At 65.5% G+C, this 21,608-nt stretch carries 15 protein-coding genes; 6 read left to right on the top strand and 9 right to left on the bottom strand.

Translation table 11 applies throughout. The features are described 5' to 3' along the window. Positions 1–349 precede the first annotated feature (349 nt). Entirely contained in the window at positions 350–1,684 is a 1,335-nt protein-coding gene (locus AC1AYX_RS09730) for an ABC transporter substrate-binding protein (RefSeq protein ID WP_476503287.1), read from the bottom strand. A 174-nt stretch (positions 1,685–1,858) separates the two neighbouring features. On the opposite strand from AC1AYX_RS09730, the gene AC1AYX_RS09725 reads away from it, so the two are divergent. Then, positions 1,859–2,878: a LacI family DNA-binding transcriptional regulator gene (locus tag AC1AYX_RS09725; protein ID WP_476503286.1), complete on the top strand. Its 1,020-nt coding sequence runs from the start codon at positions 1,859–1,861 to the stop codon at positions 2,876–2,878. Between the two features lie 156 nt (positions 2,879–3,034). On the opposite strand, the gene AC1AYX_RS09720 is transcribed toward AC1AYX_RS09725, so the two are convergent. From AC1AYX_RS09720 to dnaA, 8 genes are all read right to left on the bottom strand, one after another. Further along, the gene (locus AC1AYX_RS09720) at positions 3,035–6,310 is read right to left on the bottom strand and encodes a bacterial Ig-like domain-containing protein (protein ID WP_476503285.1); all 3,276 of its coding nucleotides are present in this window, start codon (positions 6,308–6,310) and stop codon (positions 3,035–3,037) included. Positions 6,311–7,354: 1,044 nt separating this feature from the next. Beyond that, complete coding sequence (locus AC1AYX_RS09715) at positions 7,355–7,945, bottom strand: DUF3566 domain-containing protein (RefSeq protein ID WP_476503284.1); 591 nt, start codon at positions 7,943–7,945, stop codon at positions 7,355–7,357. Positions 7,946–8,001: 56 nt separating this feature from the next. After that, positions 8,002–10,728: a DNA gyrase subunit A gene (gene gyrA / locus AC1AYX_RS09710; protein ID WP_476503283.1), complete on the bottom strand. Its 2,727-nt coding sequence runs from the start codon at positions 10,726–10,728 to the stop codon at positions 8,002–8,004. Between the two features lie 101 nt (positions 10,729–10,829). Further along, positions 10,830–12,932: a DNA topoisomerase (ATP-hydrolyzing) subunit B gene (gene gyrB / locus AC1AYX_RS09705; RefSeq protein WP_476503282.1), complete on the bottom strand. Its 2,103-nt coding sequence runs from the start codon at positions 12,930–12,932 to the stop codon at positions 10,830–10,832. Between the two features lie 259 nt (positions 12,933–13,191). Further along, the gene (locus tag AC1AYX_RS09700; RefSeq protein ID WP_476503281.1) at positions 13,192–13,662 is read right to left on the bottom strand and encodes a DciA family protein; all 471 of its coding nucleotides are present in this window, start codon (positions 13,660–13,662) and stop codon (positions 13,192–13,194) included. After that, positions 13,659–14,957 carry a DNA replication/repair protein RecF gene (gene recF / locus AC1AYX_RS09695; protein ID WP_476503280.1) on the bottom strand — a complete coding sequence of 433 codons (1,299 nt, stop codon included), beginning with the start codon at positions 14,955–14,957 and terminating at the stop codon, positions 13,659–13,661. Before recF ends, AC1AYX_RS09700 begins: the two co-directional genes overlap by 4 nt. A gap of 272 nt (positions 14,958–15,229) precedes the next feature. Then, positions 15,230–16,354 carry a DNA polymerase III subunit beta gene (dnaN, locus tag AC1AYX_RS09690; protein ID WP_476503279.1) on the bottom strand — a complete coding sequence of 375 codons (1,125 nt, stop codon included), beginning with the start codon at positions 16,352–16,354 and terminating at the stop codon, positions 15,230–15,232. 806 nt (positions 16,355–17,160) lie between these two features. Then, on the bottom strand, positions 17,161–18,735 hold the full coding sequence (gene dnaA / locus AC1AYX_RS09685; RefSeq protein WP_476503278.1) for a chromosomal replication initiator protein DnaA: 1,575 nt from the start codon (positions 18,733–18,735) through the stop codon (positions 17,161–17,163). A 315-nt stretch (positions 18,736–19,050) separates the two neighbouring features. On the opposite strand from dnaA, the gene rpmH reads away from it, so the two are divergent. The 5 genes from rpmH to AC1AYX_RS09660 all read left to right on the top strand — a co-directional run bounded on the left by rpmH (position 19,051) and on the right by AC1AYX_RS09660 (position 21,580). Then, complete coding sequence (gene rpmH, locus AC1AYX_RS09680) at positions 19,051–19,185, top strand: 50S ribosomal protein L34 (protein ID WP_034525651.1); 135 nt, start codon at positions 19,051–19,053, stop codon at positions 19,183–19,185. A 37-nt stretch (positions 19,186–19,222) separates the two neighbouring features. Then, the gene (gene rnpA, locus AC1AYX_RS09675) at positions 19,223–19,597 is read left to right on the top strand and encodes a ribonuclease P protein component (protein WP_476503277.1); all 375 of its coding nucleotides are present in this window, start codon (positions 19,223–19,225) and stop codon (positions 19,595–19,597) included. Positions 19,598–19,622: 25 nt separating this feature from the next. Beyond that, complete coding sequence (yidD, locus tag AC1AYX_RS09670; RefSeq protein ID WP_476503289.1) at positions 19,623–19,922, top strand: membrane protein insertion efficiency factor YidD; 300 nt, start codon at positions 19,623–19,625, stop codon at positions 19,920–19,922. Beyond that, positions 19,919–20,932, top strand: a complete 1,014-nt coding sequence (gene yidC, locus AC1AYX_RS09665) for a membrane protein insertase YidC (RefSeq protein ID WP_476503276.1) — start codon at positions 19,919–19,921, stop codon at positions 20,930–20,932. Before yidD ends, yidC begins: the two co-directional genes overlap by 4 nt. Before the next feature lie 132 nt (positions 20,933–21,064). Continuing rightward, on the top strand, positions 21,065–21,580 hold the full coding sequence (locus AC1AYX_RS09660) for a Jag family protein (protein WP_034525659.1): 516 nt from the start codon (positions 21,065–21,067) through the stop codon (positions 21,578–21,580). Positions 21,581–21,608 lie beyond the last annotated feature (28 nt).

Raw genomic sequence — 21,608 nt, 5'->3', positions numbered from 1 at the left:
GACGAACACACCGGTCGCCACCGGCAAGGCGAAGCACGCCCACGACAACCAACCAAAACCCGACACATCAACCCCCTACAGAATTGACAAAAACATAGGAACACCCCCCCTTCAGGGGGAGCTGTCGCGCAAAGCGCGACTGAGGGGGTATCCGCCGTCTTGGCCCCCTCTGACGAGGGGGCTGTCCGCGAAGCGGACTGGGGGAGAGATACCCCGCGCAGATCATCACACAAGGAAAAGGCCGGACTCCCGCGAACGGGAGCCCGGCCTTGATGTGAAGGAGGATTCAGGAGAAGTCTTGGATCATCGGTCTCAGCGGACCGATTTCCGGGGAATCAGTTCCGGGGAATCAGCCCTCCTTGACGGTGAAGCCCTGATCGGTGCCGTACTTGACCAGCGCCTTCTGGAAGGCGGCGAGGCCCTTCGGCAGGGTCGTGGACTTGTCGGTGTAGGCCTTGCCCACGTAGTCGCCGTAGATGGTGTTGGCCTGGCCGGCGTAGGGGAGGAACTGGAAGGATTCGGTCACCTGGTCGGCGGCCTCGGCGAGCACCTGGTTGTAGTCCTGGTCGCCGAAGTAGGCGCGCACCTCATCGGAGCCCTTGAGGAAGTCGGCGTCCTTGAGCGTGGCCTTGTCGGCCGGGAAGGCGCCGCCGTCGGTGCGAATCTTGATGCCTTCCTTGCTGTGGTTGGCGAACTCGATGAACTTGTACGCGGCGTCCTGGTTCTTGGAGGCGGCGGTCACGGCCAGCGCGGAGCCGCCGTTCTCGCCGTTGGACGGCTTGGAGGCGTCCCAGTTCGGCTGCAGGGCGACGCGCATGTTGCCCTTGGCGGCCGCGGAGTTGGAGACCAGGTTGGCGGGCATCCACGCGCCCTCGAAGATGGAGGCGATGGTGCCGTCGCCGATGCCGCGGTTCCACTCGTCGGCCCAGGTGGCGACCTTCGTGTTGATGAGGTCCTCGTCGATCATCTTCTGCCAGAAGTCGGCGACGGTCTTCACCTGCGGATCGGACGTGAAGTTGATGGTGACGTTCTCGCCCTTGGACTCGTACGGCTTGGCGCCGGCCTGCCACAGGAACGCGGTCATGACCTTGATGTCGCCCGCGTCGGCGGTGATGTAGTAGTTGTCGCCGAGGGCGCGGATCTTCTTGGCGTCCTGGTAGTACTCGTCCCACGTCTTCGGGGCCTCGGTGATGCCGGCCTTGTCGAACGTGGCCTTGTTGTAGAACATGGCCTGCGGACCGGAGTCCATCGGCAGCGCGTAGACGCCGTCGTTGAGGCTCACCGAGTTCCAGGTGCCCGGCGTGTAGAACTTGTCGTAGCCGGAGGTCTTGTCCTTGATGTTGGCCAGCTGGCTCTGCTCGCCGATCACGAACTGCGGGATGGTCATGTATTCGAGCTGGACGATGTCCGGGATGCCGCTGCCGGCCTGAATCGCGTTGTTCAGCGAGGTGACGGTGGTGTCCGCCTTGCCGGTGTTGTTGAAGTCGATCTTGATGTTCGGGTACTTCTTCTCGAACGCCTTGATGACCGGCTTGAGCGTGGGCTCCCATGCCCACAGGTTCAGCGTGACGTCGCCGTTCGCGTCGCCGGCGGAACCCTGATCGGAGCCGCCGCACGCGGCCACGGAAACCAGCATCGCCGCGGCGCCAACCACCGCCACGGTCTTCTTCAGCGAGAACTTCATGTCAATCGCCTTTCTCTTCCTTGAGGCTTCGGCCGACACTCTCGTGTGACCGATTACGCTTCCGTAGTATACACTGAAGTGTGACCGGTCACACGTGCGTGCGTGTCGCATCGACGAGGAGCGAGAGCGCGCGGGAGCGAAGGCGCGGGAAAGGAATCACCTACGATGGCTTACATGACAGCAGCACCCAAACGGGCCACCATCCGCGACGTGGCGCGGATCGCCGGCGTCTCCTACGGCACGGTCTCGCGCTACCTCAACGGCAACGAGCACGTCTCCAAGGACGCCGCCGCGCGCATCTCGGCCGCCATCAAGGAGGCGCACTACACGCCGAACAACGCCGCCCGCTCGCTCGCCCAGCAGCGCACGCAGACCATCGCGCTCATCATCCAGGTCGAGGCGAACGAGACGCTCGTGCAGGCCAGCGTCTCCGAGGCGATGGCCGGCGCCAACCAGGTGCTCGGCGACGCCGGCTACCAGATGGTCACCCTCATCGCGAACTCCGCGGACTCGACGAAGCGCATCACGCAGCTCGTCAACAGCGACTTCGCCGACGGCTACCTGCTGTTCTCGCTGAGCGAGGACGACAGCCTCGCCAACGCCTTCCTGAACGTCCGGCGGCCGGTCGTGCGCGCCGAGGTGAGCGACCGCGGCGACCTGCCGTACCCGGCCATCGACTTCGAGAACAGGGAGGGCCAGCGCGCGATCACGCGCTACGTGCTGGAATCCGGGCGCAACCGTCTCGTCTACGTGTGCGGCCCCGGCTATTCGCCCACGGCCGGCAACCGTCTCGACGGGTTCCGCGACGCGGTGGGCGACGCCTACGACGATCGCCGCGTGTACTACGCCGACGATTGGGAGATCACCAGCGGCGAGATGGCGGCCGTCGCGTTCCAGCCGATGCTGGACGACATCGACGGATTCGTCTGCGCCAACGACAGCATCGCCATCGGCGTCATCAACCAGCTCACCCGTCTCGGACGCCGCGTGCCCGACGACATCGCCGTCACCGGATTCGACGATTCGCCGCTCGCCCTGCTCACCAATCCGAAACTCACCACGGTGCGGCAGGATTCGCAGCTGCACGGCCGCGAGATGGCCGAGACGCTGCTGCGCATGCTGCACGGCGACGACGTCCCGTCCTACTACGTGAAGCTCCTCCCCACCTCGATCATCACCCGCCAGTCCGCGTAGTGAAACCCCCTCAGTCCGGCCTGCGGCCGGCCAGCTCCCCCTGAAGGGGGCGCAAGGGATTGACATGCGCTTTGCGCATGACCGTCTCCCTGCGCCCCCTTTCAGGGGGAGCTGTCGCGTTTCACGCGACTGAGGGGGTCATCGCGTCATCGTCGGTCAGTCGCGACGACGGAGGGCGAACAGCGCGACGGCGGCGAGCGCGAGCAGCGCGGTCACGCCGGCCGCGAGCGCGACGGCGGAGCCGGTCGCGGAGAGGCCGGAACCGGAGCCGTTGGCGGCGTTGCCGGATGTCGCGGAATTGCCGGAGTTACCGGAATTGCCGTTGACGGAACCGGAACCAGCGTTACCGGAGTCACCCGCGTTGCCACCATTACCGCCGTTGCCGCCCTCGCCGGACGGCTGCGCCTTGACCTTGACCGTGAAGGTGGCGGGCTTGAGGTTCTTGCCCGCGTCCTTGCCGGTGTAGGTGGCGGTGACGGTGACCGCGTCCGCGGCCTTGGCGGAGCTGAAACCGGTGAGCAGGTACTCGTCGGCGGTCAGCACGCGCGTGGTCTTGTCGGACAGGGTGGCGGTCACTTCGAGGCCGGCCGGGTCGAACGCGTCGCCGACCGTGTACTCGGTCTTCGCGGGCTTCCTGGTCACGGCGATGGACGTGACGGTGGCCTGCTCGGGCGTCACCGCCTTCGCCTTGACGGACACCTCGAAGGAGGCGGTCTTCGTGGCGTCGTCCTTGAGGGCGACGGTCACGGTGACCTTCCTGCCGGCGAGCGCCTCGGCGAACGGCTTGGTCAGGTCGACCGCCTTGCCGTCCGGGTCGGCGCCGGTCAGCGTGTAGCCGTCTTCCGTGACGTCGGCCGTCTTGCCGTCGGACAGGGTCTTCGCGACCTTGAGGCCGGACGCGGAGAAGGTGTCGCCGACCGCGTAGTCGGTCTTGGCCTCGCCGGCGTCCACCGTGATGCCGGTCACGGTCGGCTCGGGTTCGGGCTCGCCCTTGGCGGTCACCGTGGTGCCGTCGAAGATGGCGGTGTAGTCGCCGCGGCCGTTGTTCGACGTGGCGAAGACGCCCACGTCGAGCTTGTCGGCTGCGTCGGAGCCGAGCGTGGCCGTGCCGAGGCTCTTCCACTCGGACGCGGAAGCGCCGGCGAGACGGTAGAAGCCCTCGATCTCGGTCGCGCTGGTGCGCACGAGCTTGAGCGCGATCGGGGTATCGACCGAGGTGACGGCGTCGGTCGCCTTGGCGGATTCCTTGTCGATGTAGCCGTTGTTGTCCGAATCGGTCTGGAAGTAGCTGCCCTTGAGGCTGGCGACGAGCAGCGCGTAGCCGCGGGCCGTGCCGCGGCCGGACGCGCTCAGATCGTTGCGCACGATGATGCCGGCGCGCGGGTCCTCGTTGTTGCCGGCCTGGGACGAGACGATGGTCGTCTCGATGGAGTCGCCGACGCCCAGCTTGGCGGGCTGGTAGATGGTGGTCAGGTTGTCCTTGTTCGTCCACGCGCCGGTGTTGGAGGCGTCGGTGATGCGGAACAGCCCGTCGGTCTCGCCCTGCGCGAACGCGCCGGCGTTGCCCCAGCTCGTGGTCTTCCACGGGTCGGAGACGGCCTTCGCGCCTTCGGTGGTCGAGGTGTAGCGAACCGTGTACACGCGGGTCTTGGCCGGGTCCGTCTTGGAGGCGACCGTGATGATCGCGCGCGCGATGTTCGCGTCGACGCTCACCGTCGTGTCGGCAGCGTTCGCGGCGACCGCCTTGACGGTCGGGACCTTGCCCCACACGCCGGTGTCGACCGTGTAGGAGGTGGTGCCGCCGTTGAACCCGTCGATGGCCTTGCCGTCGACGGTGATCGAGGCGAGGTTCAGCGGGTTGTCGGCGGACTGCTCCCAGTAGCTCACGTCCCAGCCGTCGCCGTACGTGGCCGGATCCTGGGTGGCCGGGTTCTGCATGGTCAGCGCGCCGGTGGTCTTGTCGATGGTGATCGGCAGCCACACGTACGTGGAGTCGGACTTGCCGGAATCCCAGCGGTCGCCGATGTAGATGAACTTGCCGGGCTGGATCTGGAACACGGAGGCGGTCTGCGAGCCGAACGTCGTGCCGCGGGTGTCGCCCACGGAGAGCAGGCCGTCCGCGCCTTCCGGCAGGTTCGCGAAGTTCGTGTTCTCGTACTGGTCGTCGGCCTTGACGCCGCGGATCCAGGATCCGAACACCGAGTCGGCCGTGTAGTAGGTCTGCTTGTTCGGGGCCCAGCCGGTGGCGCCGGAGGCGATGATGTAGTACTTGCCGTCGGCCTTGAACATGGCGGGGGCCTCGAGCATGCCGCGGTCCTTGACGATCACGAAGTCCTGTCCCGCGACCGGGGCACCTTCGCCGCCGTCGGCCAGCGTGTACGGGTATTCGCCGTTCTCGGAGTACTGCAGGTCGATGTCCTTGACCTTCGACGTGTCCTTCGTGGTCTTGACCACGTTGGTGTAGTCGTCGTTCAGCTTGGCGATGTACAGCGTGCGGTTCTCCTCGGAGGAGCACACGAGGTACGCGGTGCCGTCGTCGTCCTGGAACACGGTCATGTCGCGCGAGCCGCCGGGCACGGCAGCCTTGTGGCCGGTCGTGTAGTCCTCGCGGTTCGGCAGACGGAACGCGCCGGTCAGCTTGAACGGGCCGGTGGGGGAGTCGGAGACGGCCACCGCGGCCAGCGAGCGCGCGTAGTTGGAGGTCGACGCGACGGTCGGGGAGCCGTCGGCGTGCCACCACATCACGTACTTGCCGGTCTTCGCGTTGTACAGCACCTTCGGACGCTCGAAGATGGCGTTGGCGGTGTCCTTGACGCCGTCGCCGTCCTCGTCGGTGTTGGTGTTGAGGTAGAACGCGATCTTCTTGGCCTTGGCCTCGTCGAACGTGCCGTCCGCCTTCTTCAGGCCGTACAGGTCGGTGAAGTAGCTGTCGTCGGCGAGCTCGCCGTCATAGTAGATGGAGCGCATCGCGACGCCCTTGTCCACCCAGTTCATGCCGTCGGTGGAGCGGTAGACGTGCACGCCGTGCGAGTTGTAGTAGCCGGAGGAGCGGTCCTCGCCGTACCAGTAGTAGACGGTCTGGCCGTTCTCCTGGACGGGCACGACCTGTCCACCGTGCGCCTGGATGTGGTGGCCGGTGGTCGCCTCGTCGGAGTCCTTCGCGTACCAGAGCGGCTGGAAATAGTTCTTGTCCTTCGAGCCGGGATCGGCGATCGCCTCGAACTTCGTGTACGTCGGCACCTTGTCGGTGGCCGGCACATCCGTCGCCGGCGGATTCGGCTTGGTCGTCTCCTGCGCTGCGACCACGGTCTCCGCAGACACAGCGGCAGGTGCGGTCTGATCCGCCTGGGCGCTCAGAGGCAGGGCGAGCACGCCGGCCGACAGCAGTGTGGCCGCCGCGATTCCCCCTCCGAACAGTTTCCTGATGATCATGAAAGATCCTCCTTGTTCCTTCCTCGTCATCGAATCGTGCCGGCACCGGACATATCCTTCCCATGTCCGCGTTGATACCGCGCGAATGATAACGCAACCAACAATGGTTGCCCTTATCATAACCCAATATTGTGACCGCTTACAACCCTGCTATTTCGCCGAATCACACATTCCCCATACCTTGTTCTCCTTCAGGGGGAACCGTCCGGCTTCGCCGGGCTGAGAAGCATCCTCGGAGGAGGGCACCCCTCGATAGCCGATTCGTCCTGATTCACGCCGAGGGACAGGCATCTTGCCCCTCGGTGAGGAATCGTTCCGAATCTTCGTCGAGAGACGCATTTCCTTGTCCCTCAACGCGAAATCACATGTCATTCACGCCGAGGGGCAAGAATCGCCAACGAACCCGATCGCCACAAATCACCAAAACCCTTGTTTTCCAACGATTCCGCGCACCACCGATACCGCCCACGCCGCCGGGCGCCGCCCCTCGACGCGAAATCACCTGCGAATCGCGTCGAGGGGCAAGAAAACTTGTCCCTCGACGCAAGTTCAGACCGATTCCTCGCCGAGGGGCAGGATTTCGGCTGAACGATTGTCCCTCGACATGGAAACACCCCCGGTTCTCATCGAGGGACGAACGGACAGGCTGCACCATGCCGCGGAGGAGCGATCGGCGGACTTCCTTCCGCAATTTCAGGCCCCCCTCAGTCGGCTTCGCCGACAGCTCCCCCAAGCATGGGGGAGCAGGCATCCCCGCCACCCCTTATGCCCCAATACGACCTACGCACACACCCCACACGCCCTACGCATGCCCACGCACACAACCCCACACACACCACGCACGCGCACATGTACACACACGCACATGCACACACGCACCCCCAGTCGCGCTTTGCGCGCCAGCTCCCCCTGAAGGGGCGCAAAATACAGCGCAAAATACAGACACGCCCTCCCCACACAGCCCACATACGACGAAGGGCCCGCCGAAGCGGGCCCTTTGCGTTGCGAAACCGGTCGGATACCGGCCTATCCGTCAGCCGGCGATCAGTCGTCGCCGAGCGTCACGTGGACGCCTCCGACGAGGGAGCTGACGACGTTGTAGATCGCGGCGACGACCACGGTGAGGATCGTGACCAGCACGATCTCGACGATGGAGAAGATCGTCACGGCGGACAGGACGGTGGGCAGGGAGAACACCTGCGCCAGGTTGAAGCCGTCCGCGTTGAGGCCGGTGGAGGCGACGATCTGCGTGATCTGGTCGAACACGCCGACCACGTTGAGCAACAGCCAGACGAGGGCCGCGGCGATGATCTGGATGAGCGCGCCGGCGATGGACATCATGAACGACACCTTCGCCACGCTCCACACGTTGAGTCGCGTGAGGGACAGGTTCATGCGGCGGGCGCGCGGGGTGCCGCGGCGCACGGCCGGACGGACCTTGATGCCGCCGGAGACGCCGGCGGACGGCTGCGCTTTGGATTCGGCGTGCTCGCGTGCCTGGGATTCATCGATCAGCGGCTTGTTGGATACGGAACGGGCCACGCGCGGCGCATGCTCCTGCTCGGCTTCGGGCCGCTCGGGCAGCTTCACTTCCGGCACGCGCTCCTCGTGCAGCTCTTCTTGGTTGTCGCTCATGTTGCTCCTTCACGATTCGCTGAATCTCTAGAGAGACTAGCAATCTTCGCAGACGATTACGCCTGCTCCGGCCCGTTGTTCACAGTCTCCGCGCCGGCCGCCTCGACGGCGGCGCCGGCGGCGGAGTCGGCGGTCGTTTCCGCGGCGTCCGTCGCGTCCGCGCCGACGGGCGTCTGTCCGTCGGCGGGCTGCTCCTCGTCGTCCGTCTCCTCGTTGCGCGCGATGGAGATGATCTCGTCGCCCTTGTCGGGCTTGGCGAGCGTGACGCCCTGCGTGTTGCGGCCGGTGCGCTTGACCTCGGCCACGGCGGAGCGGATCACCTTGCCGGACTTCATGATGGCGAGCACCTGGTCGTCCTCGGAGACGACGACCGCGCCGACCAGAGAGCCGCGTCCCTCGGCGAGCTGCACGGCCTTGATGCCGAGGCCGTTGCGGCCCTGGAGACGGTACTCGGAGATCGCGGAACGCTTGGCGAAGCCCTCGTTCGTGACGACGAGCAGGTCCTTGTCGGTCTCGGACGGCACGACGTCCATCGCGAGCAGCTCGTCGCCGTCGCGGAACTTCATGCCCTGCACGCCGGCGGTCTGGCGGCCCATCGGGCGCAGCTGGGCGTCGTCGGCCTGGAACTTCAGGCTCATGCCGAGCTTGGAGACGAGGATGATGTCGTCCTCGGCGTTGCACAGCGCGGCGCCGATCAGCTCGTCCGCGGCGTCGCCGTTCTCGTCGGCCATGAGGCGCACGGCGATGAGTCCGCCCTGACGCGGCGAATCGTATTCGGACAGCGCGGTCTTCTTCACCTTGCCGGAACGCGTGGCGAGCACCAGGTACTTGGCGACCTCGTAGTTCGGGATGGACAGCACGGCCTGGATGCTCTCGTCCGGGCCGAACTGCAGCAGGTTCGCCACGTGCTGGCCCTTCGAGTCGCGCGAGCCCTCGGGCAGCTCATACGCCTTGAGGCGGTACACGCGGCCCTTGTTCGTGAAGAACAGCAGCCAGTTGTGCGTGGACGTGAGGAAGAAGTGGTCCACCACGTCGTCCTCGCGCAGCTTGGCGCCCTTGATGCCCTTGCCGCCGCGGTGCTGCGCGCGGTATTCGTCGGCCTTGGTGCGCTTGACGAAGCCGGAGTGCGTGACGGTGACGACCACGTTCTCCTCGGGGATCAGGTCCTCCTCGGTCATGTCGCCGGAGAACGGCAGGATGCGCGTGCGCCGGTCGTCGCCGTACTTGGCGACGATCTCGTCGAGTTCGTCGCCGACGATCTTGCGCTGGCGTTCCGGCTTGGCGAGGATGTCCGCGTAGTCGGCGATCTTGCGCATGAGCTCGTTGTGCTCGTCGAGGATCTTCTGCCGTTCGAGGGCGGCGAGGCGGCGCAGCTGCATCGCGAGGATCGCGTCGGCCTGCACCTGGTCCACGTCGAGCAGCTCCATCAGGCCGGTGCGCGCGGCGTCGGCGTCGGGGGAGCGGCGGATCAGGGCCACGACCTCGTCGATCATGTCGAGGGCCTTGAGGTAGCCCTGCAGGATGTGGTCGCGCTCCTCGGCCTCACGCTTGAGGTACGCGGTGCGGCGGGCGATCACGTCGAGCTGGTGGGCGACCCAGTGGCGCACGAACGCGTCGAGGGAGAGCGTGCGCGGCACGCCGTCGACGAGCGCGAGCATGTTCGCGCCGAACGTCTGCTGCAGCTGGGAGTGCTTGTACAGGTTGTTGAGCACGACCTTCGGCACGGCGTCGCGCTTGAGCACGAGCACGAGGCGCTGGCCGGTGCGGCCGGACGTCTCGTCGCGCATGTCGGCGATGCCCTGGATCTTGCCGTCGCGCACGGCCTCGCGGATGGACACGACGAGACGGTCCGGGTTCACCTGGTACGGCAGTTCGGTGACGACCAGGCACATGCGGCCCTTGATCTCCTCGGTGTTCACGACGGCGCGCATCGTGATCAGGCCGCGGCCGGTGCGGTACGCCTGCTCGATGCCCTTGTGGCCGAGGATCGTCGCGCCGGTCGGGAAGTCGGGGCCCTTGATGCGGGCGATGAGCGCGTCGAGCAGCTCCTCGCGGCTCGCGTCCGGGTGGTCGAGCGCCCAGTGCACGCCGTCCGCCACCTCGCGCATGTTGTGCGGCGGGATGTTCGTCGCCATGCCGACGGCGATGCCGGACGAGCCGTTGCACAGCAGGTTCGGGAAGCGCGCGGGCAGCACGGTCGGCTCCTGCGTCTTGCCGTCGTAGTTGGGCACGAAGTCGACGGTCTCCTTGTCGATGTCGCGCACCATCTCCATCGACAGCGGCGCCATGCGGCACTCGGTGTAACGCATGGCGGCGGCCGGGTCGTCGCCGGGGGAGCCGAAGTTGCCCTGGCCGTCGACGAGCATGTAGCGCATCGACCACGACTGGGCCATGCGCACGAGGGTGTCGTAGATCGCGGAGTCGCCGTGCGGGTGGTACTTGCCCATCACGTCGCCGACGACGCGGGAGCACTTGTTGTAGCCGCGGTCGGGGCGGTAGCCGCCGTCGTACATCGCGTAGATCACGCGACGGTGCACGGGCTTGAGGCCGTCGCGCACGTCCGGGAGGGCGCGGTCCACGATGACGCTCATCGCGTACGCGAGGTACGACTCGCGCATCTCGACCTGGAGGTCCTTGCGCTGGATGCGTTCGCCGGTCATCAGGCCGTAGTCGGTGTTGTCGGCCTCCTGCGGGCTCAACGGCTCCATCGAGCCGTCGCCGGTCGGCTGGCCGTCGATCTGCCCCTCATTCAGGCCGTCATCGTTGTTGTTCTCATCTGCCACTTACGTTTCCTTTGTCTTCGATTCGCTCCCGTGAAGGAAGCTGTCAGCTGCCCTGCGATTTGCTCCCCCTAAAGGGGGCGCAAAGTTCTGCGGTCCCCGCGCTACGCGTCGATCCAGGCGGCGTTGCGGGCGTTGCGCTGGATGAAGAGGCGGCGGGGTTCGACCTCGTCGCCCATGAGCATCGAGAACGTCTCGTCGGCCGCGGCGGCGTCCTCGATCTGCACCTGCTTCAACACGCGGTGTTCCGGGTCCATGGTCGTCTCCCACAACTCCTGGTAGCTCATCTCGCCCAGACCCTTGTAGCGCTGGATGCCTTCGCCCTTCGGCAGCTGGCGTCCCTTCGCCTTGCCTTCGGCGAGCACGCGGTCGCGCTCGGAGTCGGTGTACACGAAGTCGTGCGGGCCCTTGGTCCACTTGAGGCGGTACAGCGGCGGCATGGCCACGTACACGTACCCGGCGGTGATCATCGGGCGCATGTAGCGGAAGAACAGGGTGAGGTTCAGCGTGGCGATGTGCGCGCCGTCCACATCGGCATCGGCCATGATGATGACCTTGTGGTAGCGCACCTTCGACAGGTCGAAGTCCTCGCCGTAGCCGCCGCCGACCGCGGTGATCAGCGATTCGATGGTGTCGGACTTCATCATGCGGTCGAGGCTGGCGCGCTCGGTGTTGAGGATCTTGCCTCGCAGCGGCAGGATGGCCTGCGTGATCGGGTTGCGTCCCTGGATCGCGGAGCCGCCTGCGGAGTCGCCCTCCACGATGAACAGCTCGCATTCCTCCGGGTTCGAGGACTGGCAGTCCTTGAGCTTGTCCGGCATGCCGGCCGACTCGAAGATCGACTTGCGGCGCGTGTTCTCGCGCGCCTTCTTCGCGGCCAGTCGCGCGCGGGACGCCTCGATGGCCTTCTGGATGATGTTCTTCGCCTCGCCCGGATGCGCGTCGAACCAGTCGCCCAGCTTGTCGGTCATGACGCGCTGCACGAAGGTCTTCGCCTCGGAGTTGCCGAGCTTGGTCTTCGTCTGGCCTTCGAACTGCGGGGTGGTGAGCTTGACGGACACCACGGCCGTCAGGCCTTCGCGCACGTCGTCGCCGGACAGGTTCTCGTCCTTGTCCTTGAGGATGTTCTTCTCGCGCGCGTAGCGGTTGACGAGCGAGGTGAGCGCCGCGCGGAAGCCCTCCTCGTGCGTGCCGCCCTCGGTGGTGGAGATCGTGTTGGCGAACGTGTGCACGGCCTCGGAGTAGGCGGTGGTCCACTGCATCGCGATCTCGGCGGAGATGCCGAGCTTCAGGTCCTCGGCGTCGAAGTTGATGACCTCGTCCTCGACGGGCGTCGCCTTGCGGGACTTGACGAGGTAGTCGACGTAGTCCTTGATGCCGTTCGCGTACTGGTAGGTGACGCTCTGGTGCAGCTCCTCGGCCACGTTGTCGCCGTCGCCGGCCACCTCGTCGCCCGCCTGGTCGACCTGGCGCAGGTCGGTCAGCGAGATCTTGAGGCCCTTGTTGAGGAACGCCATCTGCTGGAAGCGGGAGCGCAGCGTCTCGAAGTCGTAGACGGTGGTCTCGAAGATCGCCGGGTCCGCCCAGAACGTGACGGACGTGCCGGTGGACTCGCCTTCGGCCATCGGCTCGCCCTTGGCGAGTCGGTCGGTCGGATGCTGGTTGATGTACGTCTGCGTCCAGTGGAAGCCCTGGCGGCGCACCTCGACGTCGACGCGCGTGGAGAGCGCGTTGACGACGGAGATGCCGACGCCGTGCAGGCCGCCGGAGACCGCGTAGCCGCCGCCGCCGAACTTGCCGCCGGCGTGCAGCTTGGTCATGACGGTCTCGACGCCGGAGATGCCCTCGCCGGGCACGATGTCGACCGGGATGCCGCGGCCGTCGTCGACGACGCGGATGCCGTTGTCCGGCAGGATCGACACCTCGATGTGGCTCGCGTAGCCGGCGAGCGCCTCGTCGACGGAGTTGTCGACGATCTCGTACACGAGGTGGTGCAGGCCGCGCGGGCCCGTCGAGCCGATGTACATGCCCGGGCGGATGCGCACCGCCTCCAGGCCTTCGAGCACCTTCAGATCGGAGGCGTCGTAGTGCTCGGGGGTCATCGACTCGTCGAGCTCGCCTTCCTGCAGTTCGGTGGTGTTGATGTGTTCGTCCGCGGCCTTGAGCTGTTCTTCCTTGCTCTCGGCATTGTCCAACGAATCCGCCACAGGGCTTCCTTCCTACATGTTCCCTGCATGTTCTTCACGCGAAGGGTTGTTTCGCGGGCCTATGCCCCAAAATCGCCCGTTACGGGGCCATGGAGCGTTTCGGCCATACTGCGGGTAATTCTACTCGTTTTCACCGACGAACGCCATAGCGCCCCGTAGAAACGCGTTTAGAGGCATATCGGCGACGAAGTCCCTTCCTGTCCGGTCTCTCCCCACCCGCTTCGCGGGAGCCCCTCGCCAGGGGGGGGCCGGGATTCGCCTACCGCCGCCTGGCCCACTTGCGCGTGTATCCGGCCGCGGGGCCGACGACGCGGATCCGTTCGACGTCCAGTCCCTCCAGGTTGCGCCGGATCGTGTGCTCCAGCTGCGGGATCAGGTAGGTGAGCTGCGTTGCCCACACCTGCGATTCGGTGCCGATCGTGAGCACCCCGTCGCGTAGGGCGATCACGTGCGAGTGCTGCGCGATGGCGGGTCCGACGACGCGGTCCCAGTGGTTGTTGAGTTCGGAGAGCTTCAAATGCGGAATCCAGTCACCCTGGCGCGCGATCAGCGCCGCGACGCCGCCGAGCCGGGCCGGGTCGCGTCCGGGTTTGCCGAAGCTCTCCCACGCGGCCTCGGCGCGTGCGGCGCGCGCCTTGCGCGACGATTCGCGCGCCGCGTAGCGCTCGAACACCTGCGCCGGCAGTTCGCGCGGGTCGAGTTTGAGCGTCACGGCGATCGGCGGCTTCATCGCGTCGCCGCCGCTTCCGGCGTCGCGCCTGTCGCGGCGTCGCCGGCACCGGGCGCGAGACCCGCGCCGTCGCCGGCCTCCGCCGCGCGCCGCAGCTCGTCCACGTCGATGACGTTCACCGTGCGTCCGGCCGCGCTCTCCGGCATCGCGGGGATGTCGCCGGCCGCGGCGACGGTGATGAGCACCTGGTCCTGGTGCATCGCGAAATCGAGGATCTGCTCGCGCCGCGACTCGTCGAGCTGCGCGAACACATCATCGAGGATGACGACGGGCTTCACGCCGCGCTCCTCGGCGACCGCCTCGAACAACGCCATCTTGAGCGCCAACGCCATCGTCCACATCTCGCCGTTCGACGCGAACTCACGCGCCGGGACGCCGTCGAGCGTGACGGCGAGGTCGTCGCGCTGCGGCCCGATGAGGTTCACGCCGCGCGCCACCTCGCCCGCGTACAGGCGCTGGAAGTGGGCGGCGATGGCGGGACGCGGGTCGAACGCGGCGTCGCCGTCGTGGCCGGCCGGGACGGCCGTCGCCTCGGCGAACGACGGCGCGTAGGCGAGGCCCGCCTCGCCGCGCCCGGACGCGAGCCGCGCGTAGATCGCGGCGAACGGGCCGGCGAGACGGTCGACGATGCGCGCCCGCACGCGCGTGAGCTCGAGTCCCGCGTCGATGAACTGGCCGGTCCAGATCTCCAGGCCGCTCAGGGCCGCGTCGAACGCGCCCTCGCGGCTCTGGAGTTGCTTGAGGAGCGTCGCGCGCTGCCGGGCGATGCGCGTGAAGCGCTGCTGGCGTTCCGCGTACCGCGGGACGAGCAGCGCGCCCGCCTGGTCGAGGAAGTTGCGGCGCGTGGCCGGGTCGCCGGCGACGAGACGCTGGTCGTCCGGCGTGAACGCGACGGACGGCACCTCGCCGACGATGTCGCGCAGGTAGCGGGAGGGACCGGCGTCGACGCGTGCGCGGTTCGCGCCGCGCGCCGCGATCGTCGCCTCGTAGGTGACGGTGCGCGCGGGCGTCGCGGCGGCGGTGCCGGCGTCGGCCGCAGCCGCGCCGTCCGCCGCGCGCCCGTCGCCGTCCGTCACGTTCGCGCGGATCGTGGCCTTCGTCGCGCCGCGCTCGACGAGCGGCAGCGACGACGACGTGCGGTGACTGGTTCCGGTGGACAGCACCTCGACCGCCTCGACGATGTTCGTCTTGCCCAGACCGTTCGCGCCGTGGAGCACGTTGACGCCGGGCGCGAAGTCGACCACCAGCTGCCCCCAGGAGCGGTAGTGGTCGAGCGCGAGGCGGGAGACGTACATGGGATTGCGGCCTTTCGGTGTGGGGTGATCGGCGGGGATTCGGCTGTGATCGCGGGTGATTGATGGGTGGCTGGCGGATGATTGACGGGGACGGGGGAGTGGGGCGAAGTGGGGCACGCACCGGGATGTTCGGTTTTGTGCGTTTCGCGGGGATCTGTTCGGATTGGGAAGGCCGAAGCGTGGGGCCCCGGCCGTGATATCGATGATGATATTCGATGCGGCAGGCGAATTTGCGATATCGCTAACGGTACCGCAATCGCCGCCGTTTCCGGTCAGCTGTTGAAGCGCATCGGAACGAGCAGGTAGCGGTAGTCCATCGACTCGTCGGAGTCGGCCTCCTGCTGGCCGTTGAACTCGACCGGCTTGACCGCGGTCGTCATCTTCATGCGGATGAACGGTTCGGTGATCGCGCTCAGACCCTCGATCAGGTAGGACGGGTTGAACGCGACGGTGATATCGTCGCCGTCCATGTCGATGTCGAGCACCTCGGTGGCCTGCGCCTCGTCGATCGCGCCGGCGGACAGCGTGACCTCCTGGCCGGAGAACACCATGCGGATCGGGGCGTTGCGCTCGGCGACCAGCGCGACTCGCTTGATCGCGGCGATCAGCGACTGGCGATCGACCACCGCCTGAATCGGGTAGTCGTCGGCGAACAGTCGGTCGACCGCCGGGAACTCGCCGTCGATGAGCTGCGAGGTGGAGGTGCGGCCGGCGTTCTCGAAACCGAGCAGCGAGGGGGAGTCCACGTCGAAATCGACGACGACGTTCTGGTGCTCGTCGAGCGAACGGGCGATGTCGCGCAGCAGCGAACCGCGCACCAGCGTCGTCGTGTTCACGTCCATGTCGTTCGGAGTCCAGGTGAAGCTGGCACGCGACAAGCGGAAGCGGTCGGTCGAGGTCATGATCACCTTGTCGCCGTCGAACTGCATGCGCACGCCGGTCAGGACCGGGCGGTTCTCCTCGCGGGAGACCGCGACGCACGCCTGGGCGACCGCCTGCACGAAGGTCGGGGCGTCGACCTGGCCGAGTTTACCCGGAATTCCGGGCAAATCCGGGTATTCGGCCTCGGGCATGAGCTGCAGCGTGAAGGTCGACTTGCCGGAGGTGATCGTCATCGTCGAGCCGTCGGTGGCGAGGTAGGTCTTCTCGCCGGGCAGCGACTTGGTGATGTCGGCGAGCAGCTTGCCGAGCACGAGCACCGAACCGGCCTCGTCGACGCCGGCCTCGATGTGGTGACGGGCGGAGATCTCGTAGTTGAACGCCGACAGCTGCAGCGTTCCGTCGACCGCTTCGAGCTTGATGCCGGCGAGGATCGGGTTCGACGGGCGGGCGTCGATGACCCTGGTGGTCCACGCGACGGCGTCCGCCAGCGCGGAGGAGTTGATTTCGACCTTCATGGTGCCTGCTTTCGTTTCGTTTTTCGTCGTTTTCGTTCGTCACACGCGATTCTCCCGGACGGTTCCTTGCGCGAATCCCGCACGATGCGTTGTGGCGAACGATTTTCGGCTTTTTCCTGAGCTGGAATTCATTCTAGGCGATTGCGCCCCGCGCTTCGCTTCGCTCGCGCGGAAGGTGACGTTCCCACTATGGTGAGTCAAGAGAACACGTAAGTAGTAGTCGTAATAAGGCTTGTGGATAGTGTGGAAAACCCTCGCTGAGGGCTTGTGGCGTCTCGTTTCGGCGGCAGTGGAAAAATGTGGATAACTCATCGAGATATTGTGGATAAATCGGCGAGTTATCCACAGGCTTCGGGTCTCTTTTCGGTTTTCCACATTCGATGCGGGTTCATCCACTGGTTATCCACATGAAAACGGGCGGTCATCCACCGGTTTTCCACTGAGGTTACCCACATTTGTGAATAAGTATGTGGATAACTTTACCCCACTTTTTCTTGTTCCACGGAGTGTCGCGGGGTGATTTCGGCCGGGAGAATCGATTCTGGCGAACGTTTTCAATGCATTTTTCGGACGCGTTTCGATGGAGCGCGGATTCGTTCGCCACACGCGATCGAGCTAGCCAAAGGTCGACGATGACCTTCGTCGGAACACGGCATCGGCCTTCGGCCGATCCGCTTCCTCGGCCCCCTCAGTCCGCTTGCGGCGGCCAGCTCCCCCTAAAGGGGGCGCACAACCGCATGCGCCCTCGTGCTTTGCTCCCCCTTGCAGGGGAGCTGTCGCGCTTCGCGCGACTGAGGGGGTATCCCCTACTTCTGCTTGAAGTCGGTGTTTCCCTGTTTCAGTCTGACGGTCAGTTCCATCACGTAGTTGTAGATCTCCTGACGGTCCTGCATGCCGTTGGAGATGCGGTCGCAGGCGTGCATCACCGTCGTGTGGTCCTTGCCGCCGAACACCTTGCCGATGTCGACGAGGCTCAGACTGGTCATCTCGCGCGTGAGGTACATGGCCACCTGCCGCGCGATCGCGATGTTCTTCATGCGCGACTTGCCGACGATGTCGTCGAACGACAGATGGAAGTACTTCGCCACCTGGCTGATGATGTCGGTGGGCTTCACCTCCACGTCGGTGGTGAAGAAATCCTGCAGCGTCTGCTCGGCCATCGTGCGCGTGACCGGCTGGTTGCTGAGGGACGCGACGGCGGTGACGCGCGTCAGCGCGCCTTCCAGCTCGCGGATGTTCTCGGTGAAGCGTTCGGCGATGAGGTCGAGCACATCGTTGGGGATGTTGCTGTGGTTCATCGAGGCCATCATGCGCAGGATCGCGATGCGGGTCTCGAGGTCCGGCGGCTTCACGTCGACGGTCAGACCCGAATCGAAGCGCGAGATCAGTCGCGCCTCGAAGCCCTTGAGGTTCTTCGGCGCGACGTCGGAGGCGATGACGATGCGCTTGTTCGCCTGATGCAGCGCGTTGAACGTATGGAAGAACTGCTCCAGGGTGGCTTCCTTGCCGCCCAGGAACTGGATGTCGTCGATGAGCAGGACGTCGACTTCGCGGTAGCGCCGGTTGAATTCGGCGATCTGGCCCTGGTTCTGGGTCGTGTTCTGCAGCGCCTCGATGAACTCGTTCGTGAACTCCTCGGAATTCACGTATCGCACCTTGAGGCTCGGGTCCTTGACGAGCGCGTAGTTGCCGATCGCGTTGAGCAGGTGGGTCTTGCCCAGACCGGAACCGCCGTAGATACACAGCGGGTTGAAGTCGCGGCCCGATCCCTCGGCCACGGCGAGGGCGACGGTGCGGGCGAAACGGTTGGAATCGCCGGGGACGAACGTGTCGAACGTCGCGTTCTTGTTGAGGTGGGTCTCCGGATCGCGGGCCACCTTGTTGCGGCTCATCGGGTATCCGGCGGCGGTCGCCATGTCGACCGGGGTCGGAATCGTGGCCGGCATCGAGGTCGGCACGTTCGGCACCGGACCGCGCGAACCGAACGGCTCCTTGCCGAGATCGGCGATGGACGGCGGGTTCTCGGCGTCCATCGCGCCTCCCCGCTTCGATGCGGAGGCGCGGCGCGACGGCGCGACGGTCTCCGTCTTCGGTGTGGACGGTCGTCGCGGCGCGATCTTGAACGCCGGCGTCATGTCCTGACCGGTGACCATGTTCATCGCCTCGAGCAGCGGGCGGCGCAGTTCGTTCTCCAGCGCCTGGCGGGTTCCGGCGTTCTCGACGCACAGCACGATGGTCGTGCCGAACACGCCCTCCGGGTACACGCCTTCCAGCCATCCCTTGTCGCGCGGGGAAAGCGAGGAATTGTGCTTGAGCAGCGTCAGCGTGTCGGACCAGATATGGTTGGCCTCGGTCACCGGGTCGCGGGGTTCATCGGCCATGCCGGTCCTCCTTCCACTGCTCGAACGAATAAAGTGCGCACACCATTGTTACTCATAGCTTGGAAGTTATCCACAGGCTTGCGTGTTGCAATCATTGGATTGTGAATAACATTCCTGTAATTTGTGGATAACTCGCGGCTTCGGAACGGCGTCATATGGCGCTTTCGGCGTGTCGCGGCGTGTCGTGTCGGAACGGTGAATTGTGAATGAAATGCACCTGTGTTGACGTTGGGGGAGGGGTGAGGGTAGTTTGGTATAGCTTGACTCACGTGGGAGCCGCGCGTCAGCGTGGCCGAAAGACTTAGGAGCACAACTATGAAGAGGACCTTCCAGCCCAACAACCGCCGTCGTCACATGAAGCACGGCTTCCGTCAGCGCATGCGCACCCGTTCCGGCCGCGCCCTGATCAACCGTCGTCGCGCCAAGGGCCGCAAGACCCTGGCCGCCTGATTCAGACGGTCGGCGTCTTAGACTTTTCAAGACGGTCGTGGAACGGCTGAAAAGCCACAGCGAATTCGTCGCCGTGCTGAAACGCCGTCACAAGGTTTCGCGCAACGACATCGTCGTGCACTATCTGGTGCGCGACGATTCGCATACGCGTACCCTGGTGGCGCCCGAAGCGCGGCGCATGGGTCTCGCCGTATCAAAAGCGGTCGGGAACGCCGTCACGCGCAATACGGTCAAACGTCGTTTCCGCGTGCTCGCGCGCGCGTATGAGGACCGGCTGCCCGAGGGGTGCGACATCGTGATGCGCGCCAAGCCGAGCGCGGCTTCGGCTCCGTTCGAGTCCTTGGACGGGCAGGTGGCCTCGGCGTTCGCGAAGATCGCCGAACGGATCGATCGGGATATCCGGGAACGGTGACGCGATGAACGGCATGGCCGCCATGATGATCCGCGGGGTGCGCTGGTATCAGCGCACGTTCTCCGCGCATCGTGCGGTGCCGTGTTGTCGGTACTATCCGAGCTGCTCGAACTATGCCATCCAAGCGGTGGCGCGGTTCGGCGCCCTGCGTGGGGGAACGCTCGCCGTGCTGCGCCTGCTGCGGTGTCGGCCGTGGAGTCGCGGCGGCATCGACGACGTGCCCCGACGTTTCTCGTTGTTCTATCGTTTCCGATGGTCGAAGGCTCACGAGGAACCTCGATTGACGCCGTTGCCGACTGACGAATGGGGGAATCCCTTACCATGAACCAAAATCAATTCCTGCTGGACAGCGGCTTCTGGGGTTGGCTGTACAAGATCCTGACCCCGGTCGAGTGGCTGATGACGCAGATCATGAAGGTCGTCCATGACTTCTTCGTCATGCTCGGCATGAACCCGGTCGGCGTCTCGTGGGTGCTGTCCATCATCGTGCTCGTGCTCGTCGTGCACGCGTGCATCCTCCCGATTTTCTACAAGCAGATGCTGTCGATGCGCAAGATGCAGGCGCTGCAGCCGAAGATGCAGAAGATCCAGAACAAGTACAAGGGCAAGACGGACCAGGCCAGTAAAGAGGCCCTGAGCCGCGAGATGATGAAGCTCTATCAGGACAACGACGCGAACCCGGCCGGTTCGTGCCTGCCGATGCTCATCCAGGGCCCCGTCTTCATGTGCATGTTCTACGTGCTGTCCGCCATCCCGTACATCGCGCGCGGCAAGCGTGCGGCGCTCGGCGCCTTCGACGTGGAGACCGCGAAGCAGTTCTCCGAATCCAAGGTGCTCGGCCTGGTGAACACCACCAGCACGTTCGGCAACGGCGATATGACGGCCAAGGCGATCATCGTGGTGTTCGTGGCGCTCATGTGCGGCTGCATGTTCTTCATGCAGTGGATCAACATGAACAAGAACATGAACCCGGCCACCATGCAGGGCCAGGCGGCCACGATGCAGAAGACCATGCTGTGGATCTTCCCGGTCATGTACATCTTCTCCGGCATCACGATGCCGTTCGCCGTGTTGGTCTACTGGCTGACGAACAACGTGTGCAACCTGCTGCGTACCTTCTGGCAGATGTACGCCTTCCCGACTCCCGGATCGCCCGCGGCCGACGCCAAGGAAGTCCGCGATCACGAGAAGGAGAACGCCCGCCGCGCCAAGGCCGGCCAGCTGTCCCTCGAGGATGAGGCACTGGAGAAGGCCAAGGTCGAGGCTCAGCAGAAGGAATCGCGCGGCTACCAGCGCCAGCAGCCTCAGCGCAAGAACAAGAACAAAAAGAAATGATGAGTAAGTAAGGCCCGGTGTTTCACGTGAAACCGTGAAGCACCGGGCCGAGCTATCCCGGCTCGCCTACGTGGCTGGAGCGGATGGCTGGTTTAGACTATTCCCATAGACCCATGATCGAAGGAGGACCTCATGGCCCAGAATGACGACAAGACGGTGGATCAGCTCAACGACGAAGCCGACATCGCCGCCGACTACCTGGAAGGACTGCTCGACATCGCCGACTACGAGGGCGACATCGAGATGGGCGTGCGCAACGGCCGCCCGATGGTGCAGATCGTCGCCGACGACGACACCGACATCAAGCATCTCATCGGCCGCAACGGGGAAGTGGTCGACGCGCTCCAGCAGCTCACCCGTCTCGCCGTGCAGCAGAAGACCGGCGAGCGTTCCCGGCTCATCGTCGACGTCGACGGATTCCTCAAGCGCAAGCGCCAGCGTCTGCACGACATCGCGCTCGACGCCGTCGACGAGGTCAAGGAGACCGGCGAGCCGGTCGACCTCAAGCCGATGAACTCCTTCGAACGCAAGGTCGTTCACGACGTCGTGCGCGAGGAGGGACTGAAGTCCCGCTCCCACGGCGAGGAGCCGCATCGTTACGTCACCATCTACCTGCGTGCCAACGCGGACGACTCCGACGAGGAGTGACGTCCCGTCCGGTCCGTGTGACGATCGA

Source organism: Bifidobacterium sp. LH_419, from assembly GCF_056356955.1.
The sequence above is the reverse complement of the archived record's forward strand: the minus strand, read 5'-3'. Positions and strand labels throughout refer to the sequence as shown.

Coding starts and splice junctions, on each gene's coding strand:
- AC1AYX_RS09700 (WP_476503281.1), bottom strand. CDS start 13,662: ATGAAGCCGCCGATCGCCGTGACGCTCAAACTCGACCCGCGCGAACTG.
- AC1AYX_RS09725 (WP_476503286.1), top strand. CDS start 1,859: ATGACAGCAGCACCCAAACGGGCCACCATCCGCGACGTGGCGCGGATC.
- rpmH (WP_034525651.1), top strand. CDS start 19,051: ATGAAGAGGACCTTCCAGCCCAACAACCGCCGTCGTCACATGAAGCAC.
- yidD (WP_476503289.1), top strand. CDS start 19,623: ATGATCCGCGGGGTGCGCTGGTATCAGCGCACGTTCTCCGCGCATCGT.
- AC1AYX_RS09730 (WP_476503287.1), bottom strand. CDS start 1,684: ATGAAGTTCTCGCTGAAGAAGACCGTGGCGGTGGTTGGCGCCGCGGCG.
- dnaA (WP_476503278.1), bottom strand. CDS start 18,735: ATGGCCGATGAACCCCGCGACCCGGTGACCGAGGCCAACCATATCTGG.
- AC1AYX_RS09715 (WP_476503284.1), bottom strand. CDS start 7,945: ATGAGCGACAACCAAGAAGAGCTGCACGAGGAGCGCGTGCCGGAAGTG.
- recF (WP_476503280.1), bottom strand. CDS start 14,957: ATGTACGTCTCCCGCCTCGCGCTCGACCACTACCGCTCCTGGGGGCAG.
- dnaN (WP_476503279.1), bottom strand. CDS start 16,354: ATGAAGGTCGAAATCAACTCCTCCGCGCTGGCGGACGCCGTCGCGTGG.
- AC1AYX_RS09660 (WP_034525659.1), top strand. CDS start 21,065: ATGGCCCAGAATGACGACAAGACGGTGGATCAGCTCAACGACGAAGCC.
- yidC (WP_476503276.1), top strand. CDS start 19,919: ATGAACCAAAATCAATTCCTGCTGGACAGCGGCTTCTGGGGTTGGCTG.
- AC1AYX_RS09720 (WP_476503285.1), bottom strand. CDS start 6,310: ATGATCATCAGGAAACTGTTCGGAGGGGGAATCGCGGCGGCCACACTG.